This is a genomic window from Nonomuraea sp. NPDC049750, assembly GCF_040659625.1.
Lineage (GTDB): Bacteria > Actinomycetota > Actinomycetes > Streptosporangiales > Streptosporangiaceae > Nonomuraea.
Genome location: NZ_JBFANB010000013.1, coordinates 91,286 through 104,032 on the forward strand (window position 1 = coordinate 91,286; position 12,747 = coordinate 104,032).

General features: G+C 67.6%; 13 protein-coding genes. 6 read left to right on the top strand and 7 right to left on the bottom strand.

Annotated elements, in window-relative coordinates; genetic code table 11:
• The first annotated feature begins 27 nt into the window (after positions 1-27).
• Entirely contained in the window at positions 28-939 is a 912-nt protein-coding gene (locus AB0J16_RS30390; RefSeq protein WP_358545450.1) for an SDR family NAD(P)-dependent oxidoreductase, read from the top strand.
• Between the two features lie 10 nt (positions 940-949).
• On the opposite strand, the gene AB0J16_RS30395 is transcribed toward AB0J16_RS30390, so the two are convergent.
• Positions 950-1,411, bottom strand: a complete 462-nt coding sequence (locus tag AB0J16_RS30395) for an anthrone oxygenase family protein (RefSeq protein ID WP_358545451.1) — start codon at positions 1,409-1,411, stop codon at positions 950-952.
• A 97-nt stretch (positions 1,412-1,508) separates the two neighbouring features.
• Positions 1,509-1,865 (bottom strand): antibiotic biosynthesis monooxygenase family protein, encoded by a 357-nt coding sequence (locus tag AB0J16_RS30400; protein ID WP_358545453.1) that lies wholly within the window; start codon positions 1,863-1,865, stop codon positions 1,509-1,511.
• Between the two features lie 139 nt (positions 1,866-2,004).
• On the opposite strand from AB0J16_RS30400, the gene AB0J16_RS30405 reads away from it, so the two are divergent.
• A complete protein-coding gene (locus AB0J16_RS30405; RefSeq protein ID WP_358545454.1) occupies positions 2,005-2,727 on the top strand; it encodes a TetR family transcriptional regulator in 723 nt (240 codons plus the stop codon).
• A gap of 15 nt (positions 2,728-2,742) precedes the next feature.
• On the opposite strand, the gene AB0J16_RS30410 is transcribed toward AB0J16_RS30405, so the two are convergent.
• Positions 2,743-4,170: a serine/threonine-protein kinase gene (locus tag AB0J16_RS30410; protein WP_358545456.1), complete on the bottom strand. Its 1,428-nt coding sequence runs from the start codon at positions 4,168-4,170 to the stop codon at positions 2,743-2,745.
• Between the two features lie 169 nt (positions 4,171-4,339).
• On the opposite strand from AB0J16_RS30410, the gene AB0J16_RS30415 reads away from it, so the two are divergent.
• The 3 genes from AB0J16_RS30415 to AB0J16_RS30425 all read left to right on the top strand — a co-directional run bounded on the left by AB0J16_RS30415 (position 4,340) and on the right by AB0J16_RS30425 (position 6,656).
• Complete coding sequence (locus AB0J16_RS30415) at positions 4,340-4,882, top strand: DinB family protein (RefSeq protein WP_358545458.1); 543 nt, start codon at positions 4,340-4,342, stop codon at positions 4,880-4,882.
• Positions 4,883-5,283: 401 nt separating this feature from the next.
• Entirely contained in the window at positions 5,284-5,799 is a 516-nt protein-coding gene (locus tag AB0J16_RS30420; RefSeq protein ID WP_358545777.1) for an RNA polymerase sigma factor, read from the top strand.
• Positions 5,796-6,656, top strand: a complete 861-nt coding sequence (locus AB0J16_RS30425; RefSeq protein ID WP_358545459.1) for a hypothetical protein — start codon at positions 5,796-5,798, stop codon at positions 6,654-6,656. The genes AB0J16_RS30420 and AB0J16_RS30425 overlap by 4 nt, the downstream gene beginning before the upstream one ends.
• Positions 6,657-7,868: 1,212 nt before the next feature.
• Here AB0J16_RS30425 and AB0J16_RS30430 read toward each other — a convergent pair.
• Both AB0J16_RS30430 and AB0J16_RS30435 read right to left on the bottom strand, forming a co-directional pair.
• Positions 7,869-8,168: a hypothetical protein gene (locus tag AB0J16_RS30430; RefSeq protein WP_358545461.1), complete on the bottom strand. Its 300-nt coding sequence runs from the start codon at positions 8,166-8,168 to the stop codon at positions 7,869-7,871.
• A 90-nt stretch (positions 8,169-8,258) separates the two neighbouring features.
• Complete coding sequence (locus AB0J16_RS30435) at positions 8,259-10,598, bottom strand: hypothetical protein (RefSeq protein ID WP_358545463.1); 2,340 nt, start codon at positions 10,596-10,598, stop codon at positions 8,259-8,261.
• Between the two features lie 397 nt (positions 10,599-10,995).
• Between AB0J16_RS30435 and AB0J16_RS30440 the strand changes: the two genes are divergently transcribed.
• On the top strand, positions 10,996-11,445 hold the full coding sequence (locus AB0J16_RS30440) for a hypothetical protein (RefSeq protein WP_358545464.1): 450 nt from the start codon (positions 10,996-10,998) through the stop codon (positions 11,443-11,445).
• Positions 11,446-11,536: 91 nt separating this feature from the next.
• On the opposite strand, the gene AB0J16_RS30445 is transcribed toward AB0J16_RS30440, so the two are convergent.
• Together AB0J16_RS30445 and AB0J16_RS30450 are read right to left on the bottom strand one after the other, a co-directional pair.
• Positions 11,537-12,148: a glyoxalase gene (locus tag AB0J16_RS30445; protein WP_358545466.1), complete on the bottom strand. Its 612-nt coding sequence runs from the start codon at positions 12,146-12,148 to the stop codon at positions 11,537-11,539.
• A 53-nt stretch (positions 12,149-12,201) separates the two neighbouring features.
• A complete protein-coding gene (locus tag AB0J16_RS30450) occupies positions 12,202-12,537 on the bottom strand; it encodes a VOC family protein (RefSeq protein ID WP_358545468.1) in 336 nt (111 codons plus the stop codon).
• Positions 12,538-12,747 lie beyond the last annotated feature (210 nt).

Consider the following 12,747-nt stretch of genomic DNA (forward strand, 5'->3'; position numbering starts at 1 on the left):
GACTAGACAGACAATTAAGGAGGGCACATGACGAGGACAGAGCGCAAGGCGTACATCATCACCGGCCCGACCTCGGGCATCGGCCACCGCACGGCTCTCGAGCTGGCGAAGCACGGCACGGTCGTCCTGGTGGGCCGCGACCAAGGAAAGCTCGGCAAGGTGCGGGAGACGATCGAGCGCGCGGGCCGGCACGCGGTGGCGGTCGTGTGCGACCTGTCGGATCTCACGAGCGTACGGCGCGCGGCCGCGGAGATCATCGCGCTCGATCTTCCGATCGCGGGCCTGGTCAACAACGCGGGCATCCATGAGATGCGCGCCACGAAGAACGCTCAGGGCTGGGACACGACGTTCGCCACGAACCACCTCGGCCCGTTCGTGTTGACCGAGGCGCTCATGCCGCATCTCCCCGACGGCGCGAACGTGGTGTTCCTCTGCTCCGGCGTCGAAGATCCCGAGCGGAGACCCGCCGTGATCGCCGGGTTCCGAGGTGGTCGCTATATCTCCGCCGAGGCGAGCGCGCGGGGCGAATGGAAGCCCGGTGGTTCCACCCTTCCCGGCGGCGACGCCTACGCGACATCGAAGCAGAGCAACCTGGCGACGGTGATGGCGTTCGCGCGCGAGACTCCGCGACTGCGTTTCAACGCCGTCGAACCGGGCTTCAGTCCGGCCACGAGCCTCTCGCGCGACGCGAACGTTTTCCTGCGCCTGCTCGGGAAGTACGTCCTGGGGTCGCTCGCCCCGTTCATCAGGTACTGGAGCACTCCGGCGCGGGCCGCGAAGGTCACCACGAACGCCCTGCTGAACGAGTCGCGAGAGACCGGCGTCTACTACGACGAGCGGGGCAAGCCGATGCTCGGCTCGACGCAGGTGCGTGACCCGCGGTTTCAGGACCGCGTCGTCGCAGAGACGCGCGCTCTGCTCTCGACGGCGTTGACCTGAAGCCGGCGGGTCAGCTCGCCGTACCGTACGCGACGGCGAGTACCGCGAACAGGAACGCGGCGGTCGCCGCAGTCGATCGAAGCACGTCGATCCACGCCCAGCGGTCTATCACGGCCTTCCAGTCGGCCGGTGGAGCATCCACCCGCCAGTCGTTGACCTTGATGTTGATCGGCACCGTACCCAGGAACGACAACAGCAGGAACACCACCATCGCGATCAGGGTCGCCCACCGCAGCGCCAGACCGGGACCGGTGACGGTGGCCAGCCCGACCAGGGCGAGCGCCGCTGCCGGGAGCATCACGATCGGCACCATCACCCGCAGACGGCGTATGAGGGCTTGCCGCGCGAGCAGATGCGCACGGTCGTCGAGGCTGGACAGTACGGGATGGATGCCGTAGCGGACGATCAGCTCCTCGCCCGCGAGAACACCGAGCAGGAACAGGCCGACGTACTGCACCACGCCACCGCTCATGCCGCACCGTCAGAGGTGAGCGGTTCGACGCGGCAGCTGTCCGGGGCCAGTTGTTTCCACTCCGCCACGGTCTCCGCGAACAGTTCGTCCGACGCCGTCACGAGTGCGCATCCGAAGAGGCGGTCGGATCCGGCGTCACATGCGCGACCGAATACAGCGTCGGGTGCGCGGACACCGCGTCCCAACCGCCGTCCACCCGCCCGGCGTCGTCGCTCCGGCCGGGGCCGGAGAAGTACTTGTCGAACGCGGCCTGCCAGTCCTCGACGCTGTCCCATCGGGCGATGTTGACCACGGGATATGGGGCGTCGGGGTCGAGGGACCGGTGCAGGCGGGTGCCGCGGAAGCCTGGGGCGTTCTTCGCCGCGGCGATGCTCGCCTCCCACCCGCCGACGAAGTCGTCGACCATCTCGGCGGGCATCGAGAAGAGGTTGATCAGGACGAGGGGTTCACTCACGAGACAACTCCAAAAGTCTTCGGCCGCGATTCTACTGACGCTGAAAGATTACGGTGACTGAAGTTATAGCCGCAAGGCTGTAGCCGGAACTACTTTCGGCGACTGGAAGATTGCAGTCGCAGTAACTAAAGTTCGAGGCATGAGCTCAACCACCGTGGACTGGCAGGCGCCCGACAGGTCCGGCGTGGTGGAGGGGCTGCGGGAGCGTAAGAAGCGGCTCATGCGCCAGCAGCTGACCGACACCGCCACCGCGATGTTCCTGGAGCGCGGATTCGACGCGGTGCGCGTCACCGAGATCGCCGAGGCGTGCGGGGTGTCCGAGAAGACCGTCTTCAACTACTTCCCCAGCAAGGAGGCGTTGATCCTCGATCTCCCCGAAGCGACGATGGCCGCGCTGCGCACCGGGCTGGCACGAACCGACCGAACCCCCACCGACGCGGCGCTGGACATCCTGGCCGGCGAACTGGACGCCCTGGTGTCCTGGCTGGGCGGGCAACCAGACCTGGCTCAGGCCAGCGCGAGAATCCAGGATTTCAACGCGCTGATCCTTTCCACGCCTTCACTGCGCGCGTACCACCGGGAAATGACCGAGCAACTCGTCACGGTCGCGGCGGAGGCGCTGGCCGCCCGAACCGGGCGCGGCAGTGACGATCCGCTGTGCCAGATCGCCGCCACCGCTCTGCTCGGGCTCTGGCGCGTCCAGTTCAACGCGTTGCGCCGGAACCTCAACGGCGAACACCCGCCCGAAGAAGTCCGCCACGCCGTCATCGCCGACGTGCACAGCGCGGCCCGACTCATCGACACCGGACTGGCAGGGTTGGGCAACGCGACGGAGGGCGGCTCTGCCGTTCGTTCCCGGTAAGAATGGTCGCGTCCGTCAGCAGACCTTGATCGATATGGTCCTGGAGCGCCGCGTGCCCGGCCTGAGAAGCCAGAAGGTGGCCGTGTGGGTGCCGGGTTCGGTGAAACCTTCCCGGGTGACGACCTCGAAGGGCCCCTTGGGGCTGTAGCTGGTGGTCATGCCCATCTCACGACCGTCGAGCACCCAGCGGTGCCCTATCGGTTCGACGTCGTCGAGGATCCTCCCTCGGAACCGGACGCGGACGCCGCTCTCGTAGCAGGTTCCGCGCTTGCTGCCCTGCGCGACCAGGCTGCCGAACACGATGGCCTCCGGCGTCGAATTGGCCGGGGGCGGCGTGGACTCGGTGGGGGACCTTGTGGGATTCGTAGGAGAAGGCCTTGTGGGGGAACTCTTGGAAGACTTCTTGGGGGTACTCGTCGAGGGATCCTGTGCCTGTTTCCCCTGAGACTCGGAGGCTTCGGCGACCGGTGAGCTCGTGGCGCCGTCCGCGGCTCGGTTCGAGCCTCCCCCCGGAAGACCGAGCAGCAGGGTCACCGTGACGGTGACGGAGGTGACGACGACGGCGGTGCCGCCGACGAGCAGGCCGGTGCGCAGGGGCGTCGAACGGACCGTGGGCCTGGTGTCCGCGACCAGTTCGGAGGGGGCGATCGGCCGTACGCGCTGCTGCCCCAGCAGCTGGAGCAGCACGTCCTGCATAGTGGGGCGGCGGGACGGTTCCTTCGCCAGGCAGCTGGTGACGATGGAGCGCAGGGGTTCGGCCATGTCACCGAGGTCGGGGGCGGCGTACAGGATGCGCGAGATGACGGCGGGCAGGTGGTCGACACCGAAGGGCGGGCGGCCGGTGGCGGCGTAGACCATCACCGAACCCCAGGCGAACACGTCGGTGGCGGGTCCGGTGTAGTGGCCGCCGAGTTGTTCCGGCGCCATGTAGGAGGGGGTGCCGACGATGCTGCTGGTGACGGTGAGGGATGCCTCGGTGTCGCGGGCGATGCCGAAATCGATGACGCGGGGCCCGTCCTTGGCGAGCAGCACGTTGGCCGGTTTGAAGTCGCGGTGCACGATTCCGGCCCGGTGAACGGCGGCGAGCGCCGTCGCGGTGGACACCGCCATCCGGTGGAGCGCGGGGCCGTGGTGCACGCCGGCCTGCTGCAGCGAGAGTCCTTCGACGAACTCAGTGACGATGTACGGCCGCCGGCCCTCGAAGGAGGCGTCAAGCACCTGGGCGACGCAGAACGGCTCGACCCGCCGGGCGGCGGCCACTTCCTTGGCGAACCGCTCGAGCACCTGGTCGGAGACCGCGTCATGCAGCACCTTGACCGCCACATACCGCCCATCCCTGGCCTGGCCCAGGTAAACGACACCCTGCCCGCCGGCTCCCAGGCGGCCAATCAGCCGATATGGGCCGATTGCTGGTGGGTCATCCGGATAGAGAGGCTCGGGCATGATCCAGGACCTTATTACAGGCTTTGTCAGACCGAAGGTCGTTCTAGGTGTTGGAGGAGGCTACTCAGCGGGAAAAGGGGCTGTGCCAGGCAGAGGTCGGAAGTGCGCTCGTGCTCGCCCAGTTCTCCCAGCCTGGACCGCCGGGTAGGCAGCACGCGAGCCTGTGGTGGTGAATGATGACGGGATGTCGAGCCCTCCGTTCGTCCAGAGTGACGGCAATTCCCGCGCCAAACGGCCATCGCAAGCGGATGAGCGTACGACGTTGGTGGCATTCCTGCGCTGGCATCGGGAAACCCTGACACACAAGTGCGCCGGCCTGGAGCCGAAGCAACTCGCGGAGCGGGCAGTAGGCCGATCCGCGTTGTCGCTCCTGGGCCTCGTGCGGCACGCGGCCGAGTCCGAGCGCTTCTGGTTCCGCCGGGTGATGACTGGACAGGAGCTCCCACCCCTGTTCGCCCCCGACGACGCATTTGCTGTGGCGAACGCGGACGCGCAAATGGTTGCCGAGGCGTGGCAAGCGTGGCAGGCGGAGATCGCGTTCGCGGACCGTTTCGTCGACGCGGCGCCGGATCTCGAAGTCGCCGGGGATGAACCTGGAGAAGGACCCGTGTCATTGCGCTGGGTACTGATGCACATGGTCGAGGAGTACGCGCGACACAATGGCCACGCGGACCTGCTTCGGGAACAGATCGACGGAGCAGTAGGACTCTGACCGCGCCGCCACCTGCTGCCTTTCCCACTCACCACGACCACCGGCCACCAGGATCGGCCTTTTGGGGCGAGGCCCCTGGCTGGCCGACATCCCCGCCAGCCCGATGATCCAGGCGCACGCCGACCGGCTGGAGGAGGCGCGGAGAGGAAGTCCTGCACGGCCTGCTCAGGGACACGAAAGCTGCGTAGTCGCACGAGAGCCGGCGCGATCTGCTTGGTGGTGTTCGGCCGGGCATCAACCGCGGCGGCGACCGAGGCGTTCTCGACTCCTCAGGGTTTCTGCGCCGACCTGAAATTCTGCCGACGCTCGCGGACACGTAGAGAACGAAACCCAAAAGCGTTCGGAGGGTCGGATGAGGATGACGCGTGGATGAAACGAGTAGCCGGCACCGGTTCGAAGCCATGTACCGGCAAACGCATGAACAGATCCTTGGTTACGCCATGCGGCGATGTTCCAATCCCGAGGACGCGGCCGATGTCGTGGCCGAGACCTACGTGGTCGCGTGGCGGCGGATAACGGAACTTCCGCGTGGCGAGGCCGGCAGGCTCTGGCTGTACGGCGTGGCCCGGCGGGTCCTGGCCAATCACCGTCGTGGCGAACGGCGCAGAGCCACCCGGCACACCGAACTCACGGCCGAGGTTGAAGTCCTCTACGCCCTGCCCTCTCCTCAGACGGGGACTGACGAAGTGGGCGAGGCCATGAACATGCTCTCCAACGATGATCGCGAGCTGCTGGCCTTATCCGTCTGGGAGGAACTCGACCCCGCGGAGATCGCCGCAGTGCTGGGCTGCTCACGCAATGCCGCCCGCATACGCCTGCACCGGGCCCGCAAGCGCTTCGCCAAGGCGCTGGAGAAGACCCGCCCATCCATGCCCCGCCTCGAAGCGCGGCCCCTCATCGAGAAGGAGTCACGGTGAACAACGACCAGATCTTCAAGAACCGGGCCAGGGTGCTGGACGAGGACCTGGCCGGCCGCGCGTCCACCGCGGGGGCGGACGCGCTGCTGGCGGAGATCGTCCTGCTGGAGCAGGAGCCGGCCCGGCGGCGCCTCACGCCGTCACCCCGGCGCGCGTTGCTGGGCCTGGCCGCCGCGGTTGTCCTGGCTGGAGGCTTTGTCGTCGTGCCCTCCCTCTTCAAGGGGGCCGAGCAGGTGTACGCCAGCCAGGCCGTGACCATTGACCGCGACGGTGACTGGTACAACTTCTACATCACTGACGGCGATCCCGATCCAGCCGAGTTGGAGAAGGCCTTCCGAAAGGCCGGACTGGACAACATCACGGTCAAGCTGATCCCCGTCTCGCCGCAGCAGCGCGAGCCCGTCGTCGGGTTCGACAAGACCGATCCCGACGCCCGCATGTCGTCCACTCTGTCCAACTGTGGCGAGCGTGTCGAAGGGTGCCTGACGGCCTTCGGCGTCACCGCTGACATCAAGGGGTCCGCGGAGTTCCACCTAGGCCGCCCGGCGAAGCCCGGCGAGAAGTACGCCTACCCTGCCGATGCGAGCTGGCCAGGTGAAGCGCTGGCCGGAGTGAAGCTTCAGGGACGTTCGGTGGCCGAGGCGGTTCAGGTCGTACGCGAGCACGACCTGAAGGTGGCTTACGAGCTCGACTGGCCGCTCCGGGGCGGGGACAAGGGCGTCCGCTTCGAGCAGGGCGTGCCCGCTTCCCGTATCGATTCGAGTTGGAAAGTGGCGACAGCCGAAACCTACAACGACGGCGTGATCACGCTGCACGTCGAGCCAGGGGCAGGCGCGACTCCACCGCCCGGATTCTGAAGTTACGAACCGGTGAGCGCTCGCTAGTACGAAACGGCTGGTCACCCGCCACTCAACGCGAGCTGCGGTTGCGGCGGGTGGCGCCGGAGAAGCCGCGGTTGATGTAGATCCGGTCCTGGGATCCCCTAACGGACAGCGTCGGCGAAGTCGGAATGGAACGCTGCGGAAATGCCGAGCCCGCTGGTAAGAATCGCACCACACGGCCCTGAAGCCGAAGCAGCTCGCGGAGCGGGCGGTAGGTCGATCCGCGCTGTCGACCACCCCTCAACAAACGGTGTCGCGAGTGTCGATTTTCGAAGTCATCTGCACGGATGTCTGAAGTCCTGCGCACAGGGTGTCACACCAGGCGTAGAGGGTCGGCCCGCAGGTGCGCAATGTCCGGTAAATGTCCGGCGAGTGCCCTCGTCGACCCCTAGACGGGAATGCGACCCTTATTCAAGGGTGCCGCCTACCGACCCGAGTTGCTGATGCCCGGAGAGGGTAACAGGCTTCGCCCTCAGACACCCGGGCCTCGAGCGGCAGCCTCGATCGCGGCCGGGGAGAGTCGATGGTGACACCGCGTTTTCACGGATCGATCACACATTGACCTGCGACTCTGGGAGCAGACATGCAAATCCGTCGAACGATCACCTGCCTCGTAATGACGCTGATGGGCATCGCGATGATGACCCTACCTGCATCCTCGTCGGCGACTGCCACTTCGCGAGCGACCTCCTCCTCCATAGGGCAGTCAGCGATCATGGCAGACGGATGTAGTAACTACGTATGCATCGAAGCGGGGCCCAACAGCGCGACGACCGGCATGGTCAAGGCATCATGGCGCTGGAATTACTGCTGGATTCAGTCCCACTTCCATTTCTGGGGCCCTGGATTCGATTTCAACACACCTGAATTGCCAAACTGTTCTGGTACACCGCCAACGGAAACTAAATGGTACGGACCATTTCAGCGAGGGACGTATTGCGTAGAAGGATGGTATAGAGACAATTTCGGCGTCTGGCACACCATAGGGCTCCCTTGCGTCACCATTTAGACCCCTGGATGCCGGGTCGTCGAGACCGGCTCGGCCTCGACGTAGCCGAAGCCTGGGAGTATGCGCACGCCCTCGTACTGCCAGGCTTCGGCAAGCGCCTGCTGAGTGCGCGCGACGATCTACCGGAGGTGGCAGACCGACGAGTGGTGATGAACTCGGTCAGGAAGCGAGCAAGGGGATCATTGATCGCTGATCTCGGGACAGCCCGGCGGCTCCACGATCTCAACGCCGAAGGGTGCCTCAGCCCCTGCCTTCACATCAGGCATGTAGCCGCCGGACTCCACTGCTGACGGATCCGCGCTGGGCAGGAGCTCTTCCTCTTTCGGTATTTCCCCCAGGAACGGCTTCTGCACAGCGAGGTTCTCGGCCTCGGCATCTGTGAGTGGCTGCACCTGGCAGCTTGGTGGAGCGGAGGTGCTGAGCGTCGGCACGGCCGCCAATGCCACCGTCAAAAGGAAGGCTATGCTCCGCCTCTTCACGCCCCATCACCCCAACTGCCCATCACCACCGCTTGGCAAGGTCAACAGCATGGAGCATCTTGATCACAAAGGGGAAAACCGACCACGTCCTCACCCACTCTCGCCGATGCCGGTGGTCAGAGGGCAAGCGAGGCGTTGCTGGAGGGTGGCGTGCCGGAACTGGTACATCGCGCCCGCCTGCCGCAGCACGCCCAACCGATGGGCATCCGCCAGGAACGCCTGAAGCCGCCAGGGAAGCCGCCCGCTCACGGCGAAGCGCAGCCGAGCGAGCGAGTAGTACGGCCAGCAGGTAGCGGACAGGGCGATCAGCGCACCAGTCGGCCCGAAGATCGTCAACCAGTCGGTGAGCAGCATCCTGGTGATGTCCTGGGCGTCGAGGTGGGCGGCCATCGGAGTAGGCAGCAGGATCGTCGCGGCACCGTCCAGGTTGATCAGCAGCGAGCCCGCCAGCGCGGATCCGAGCCCAAGCGTTCTGTCGGTACGGATCGACCGGCGCGGGCTCGAGACCGGAGGGCCACCCGCCCGCTCGTACCACCAGGCCGCAGCGGCGAGCAGCCCCGCCACGACGCCCGCGATCAGCGGCACCATGGCCACGCTCCTGGCGCAGGACGTACTGAGCTGGACTTCCGCACGGGCCTGAACGCAGTACACCGCCATCGAGCCAAGCTGGATGGCCACAGCCACAAGCACACCCGCGGAGACGAAGCGCGCACAGGCGCCACCCAGCCGCCGTCTCCACTCCCGGAAGGAGAAGCGCCCGCGCCGCGGCTCCGTCGGCATGACCGGAAGCCCGACGACCACCACGACGGGCAGCGCGAGGCCCACGTAGTAGGCCAGAATGCCCGTCTCGGAGAGGATCATCACGAGCGGCGACAGCCCCATGAACAGCAGGTGCTCCACCAACACAATGGCCACGGGCACCAGGGACGCGACGCCGACCGCCGGCAGCATCGTCCGCAGCGCCCCGGACCGCGACGGGCACCGCCGCGTGAACCACTCGGACGTGGTCAGCAGCGCCGGCAGGAACAGCACGGCCGCCAGCACCTTGGCCGCCGCGATGTGCCGCCAGTCATCGCCGTCGATGTCGGCGAATTGCCGACTCGTCCGCATCACCGTAGGCAGGATCGCCAGGCCGGTGATCGCGCCGGCCAGGGCCCGTACGGCTAAGCGTGACCGGGTCAGCCGCGTCCAGTCGCGCAGGTGCCACCAGGCGAAGTCGGTCGTCCCGCGTTGCTGGAGCTGCTCGCTCAGGAAGCGCAGGTACCGTTCGGCGCGTTCGGCGTCACGATGGCGCATGCGCGGCGCCTGTGCGGCCGCCCGCTCGTACAGCGCGGGTACGAAGGCGTCGAGCAGATGTTCCTCAAGGGCCGCCGCGTCGGGGAACCGATCGCGGTCGAGGAGCGGGGCGGGGTCGTGGGCGTACAGGGACCGTACGAGGGCGACACCGAGCGGCCGGGCGAGCACGACGGCCAGCGGCTGCGCGGGATCGGTCCGCAACCGAACGGCGACGCGCCGCCACGCCTCCCGACCGGCCGGGTCGGCGTGCGTGAGCAGCCGGACAGCGTCGGTCACCGTCACCGGCGAGGGTACGAGCACAGCGGCACGCGGCAGCATCCCGCACCGAGCGGCGGCGGCCCTGAACTCGGCGGTACGGCAGGCGACAACGAGAGGTGCGCGCGGGTCGCCCGCCACGACCAGCGCCCGCAACACCGCCTCCAGGCGTGGCGCGGGCAACTCGTCGAGGCCATCGATGACGGGCACCACCCGGTACGCGGTCAGCAGATCCTCGGCGACCCGCGGCCCGAACCGCTCGATATCGGCCAGCAGGGGGTAGTCGCGCCGCAGCCGCCGGGCCAGCCATTCCACCGGCGTCTCGCTCTCGGGCCGGAAGCCGGTGGCGGACACCAGAACGGGCACCTGCGTCACCCGCTCGTCGTCGAGCAGCGCCAAAGTGAGCTGCAGCGCGCAGGCGCTCTTCCCGGCACCCGCGTCACCGAGAAGGACCAGGCGCCGAGCCGGCGACCCCGCCCAGGCCGCCGCGACCGCCTCAGCGCCCTGGTACCTGACACCCTCCTGAGCTGAGCCGGCGTCCTCGCGGGCCGTCCAGACGATGGACAGCGGCCAGGGCTCGTACAGCCGACGCAGCGTCGCCTCAGCGCTCCACTGCTCTCGGACGAGGTACGCCAGCGCCTCGGCGGCGGCATCGAGCTGCGCGGCACTCGTCGCGACCGGCGCCACGGTCCGGCGCCACGCCCAGGGCGCCCCGATGGCCAGGACGGCCACGGCCAGCCCGAGCACCGCGACCACCCGCTCACCCGTGTCCGCGCCGAGCGTCACAGTAGCCAGCGCACCGGCGCCCGCGACGGCGGTCATTCCCAGCCACGTCACCGTCCACCGCACCCGGCGGCCACCGCGCAAGCCAGTTCCCATGCACCCACCCCTGCGGCACTGTAGGCAGGAGCGGCGATTACGTAAAGAGGTCGATCAGATACCATCCGCTATATTCGCCGATCACGCTGATCCTCTTCGTGGGCTTCACCGGACTGCTCGTCCAGGCGTACGCAACTGCTCCAGCGCGGTGGTTGGGGGCCGGAGCCGGGTTGATGTTCGTCACGCTCAGGTAGACCAGTCGAATAAGGGTCATGACCGAAAGCCGAGAAGAAGAGACGGCACCGTCACGGCGCGCACGTACCTGTGGTGGCAGAACGCGCCCGCCGCCCGCGAGGGCACCGGCACCACACCCGACCTCGACAGCTGCTCGACCGTCAGCGGCGCGGTCGGCCACACCCGTGCCCGCCACTGCGAGGTGCTTACAGCGGGCGGGTACATGGACTCCCCGCCCGAATCGCGCACCGGGACCTTCAGCGTCGCCGGCGACGTCCTGAACATCACGTGGAACATCGCCCAGACCTGGTCCGAACAGTGGTACCTGCGACCCAACAGCGACGGCACGCTCGTCCGGCTGGAAAGCAAGTACAACACCCTCGCCACCCACGCCTACGGCTACGGCAGCAACGCGGCGCTGTCCACGCGCCGGGCGATGAGCACCGTGCAGGCCATCCCCGGGACGCTCAAGCAGGATCTCGCGTCCTGGACGAAGGAGAACGTGACCACCTCGACCGGGCAGGTGTTCACCAACACGGCCTATCGCACGTGCACGACGACGACCTGGTGCCTCACGTACGCCCAGCCGTCGTCGGCGGCTTCCACGGCTGGGTGGGCGCCGAGGCGTCCTTCTACCCTTCGGGCAGCGACCCGCGCTACTCCGACATGCTGAGTGTCTTCCGCCTCACTGACACCCGGTAGCGGCGAGAGACACCGAGTTGCCCTGCGGCGCTTGTAGGCATGATGGGACAGTTCATGATGCCTCAGACGGATGCGGTCTCCCAGACGAACCCGTCAGGGTCGGTGAAGGGCCCGGCGTCGCCGCCGATGGCGATCCGGTGCGATCCTGTGCCCTCCTGAGAGACGCCGGCGTCCTTGGCGAGGGCGCGGCGCGGGTAGAGCGCCAGCGTGACGGCCGACGACGGGGTGTCGAACTCGACGTACTTGCCGCCGAAGCTCTTGGCCACCGCCAAGCCGCGGTCGACGTAGAAGCGCTTGCTCGCTTTGACGTCCGCCACGCCCAGCAGGAGCGCGACCTGATCGATGTCCCGGGTGGCAGGGCCGGTGTCCTTCTTCGCCGAGGACGCGATCTTGCAGATCGTCCCGTCCGGGGCGCGTACGACGCCGCCGTAGCCCCAGAACCCCTTCGTGGCCGGCTTCAGCGTCGTGGCGCCGACATCGAGGGCGGCGCCGACAAGGGCGTCGACGTTGCCCGGCTGGGCCACCACGAGGGACAGCGCGAAGCCACGGAAGCCGGTCGTCGGCGCGTCGGAGGCGCGCACGTTCACGAAGGCCCCCAAACCGAAGACTTGATAGAAGGCGTCCGCGGCCGTGGGGTCGGAAACTTCCAGGGTGACGGATTTGAACGAGGTCATGGCAGGTCCTTTGAGCGAGGTGGGGCCGATTGGCGACAGGGACAGGTCGGTGCTCACCGGTCCTGTAGGAGACCGAGGACGTTGCCGTCGGGGTCGATGACAGTGGCCACCCGGCGGCCGCCACCGACCTCGTGCGCGGCCTCCTTGACGGTGGCCCCCGCGGCGACCACCTCGGCCAGCTTCGCCTCGATGTCCGGCACGTGCCAGTAGGCCACCGGCGAGGTCATGTCCTGCGGTCCGCCGCCCGGCACCAGTCCGATGTGCTGGCCCTCGGCGTCGAAGCCGACGTAGTAGGACGAGGCGGTCTGCGGCGGGACGCCGAGCAGGGCGGCGTACACCGCCTTGGCCTTGGCCAGGTCGGACACGGGGTGCAGCACGGTCTTGATCATGGTCACTCCTGTAGTCGCGTGTAGGTATTCACAGCTTTTCTCCCGCCCTGGCTGGTCCGCATCCGTGGCGACCACGGAACCCATCACGGATCGACACCACGGATCGACGGCACGGATCGCGCGCGGTGGTCATTGCGGATGGGAGCGCGGAGGGGATGCGGCAAACTGGGGCGCTCGCCCAGCACCGGCGCCGCCGCCGACCTGGCGAGC

What these genes read in the sequence shown, in the direction of transcription:
- AB0J16_RS30420 (WP_358545777.1), top strand. Translation starts at nt 5,284, where the DNA reads ATGTACCGGCAAACGCATGAACAGATCCTTGGTTACGCCATGCGGCGA.
- AB0J16_RS30390 (WP_358545450.1), top strand. Translation starts at nt 28, where the DNA reads ATGACGAGGACAGAGCGCAAGGCGTACATCATCACCGGCCCGACCTCG.
- AB0J16_RS30445 (WP_358545466.1), bottom strand. Translation starts at nt 12,148, where the DNA reads ATGACCTCGTTCAAATCCGTCACCCTGGAAGTTTCCGACCCCACGGCC.
- AB0J16_RS30395 (WP_358545451.1), bottom strand. Translation starts at nt 1,411, where the DNA reads ATGAGCGGTGGCGTGGTGCAGTACGTCGGCCTGTTCCTGCTCGGTGTT.
- AB0J16_RS30410 (WP_358545456.1), bottom strand. Translation starts at nt 4,170, where the DNA reads ATGCCCGAGCCTCTCTATCCGGATGACCCACCAGCAATCGGCCCATAT.
- AB0J16_RS30450 (WP_358545468.1), bottom strand. Translation starts at nt 12,537, where the DNA reads ATGATCAAGACCGTGCTGCACCCCGTGTCCGACCTGGCCAAGGCCAAG.
- AB0J16_RS30435 (WP_358545463.1), bottom strand. Translation starts at nt 10,598, where the DNA reads ATGGGAACTGGCTTGCGCGGTGGCCGCCGGGTGCGGTGGACGGTGACG.
- AB0J16_RS30440 (WP_358545464.1), top strand. Translation starts at nt 10,996, where the DNA reads ATGGACTCCCCGCCCGAATCGCGCACCGGGACCTTCAGCGTCGCCGGC.
- AB0J16_RS30405 (WP_358545454.1), top strand. Translation starts at nt 2,005, where the DNA reads ATGAGCTCAACCACCGTGGACTGGCAGGCGCCCGACAGGTCCGGCGTG.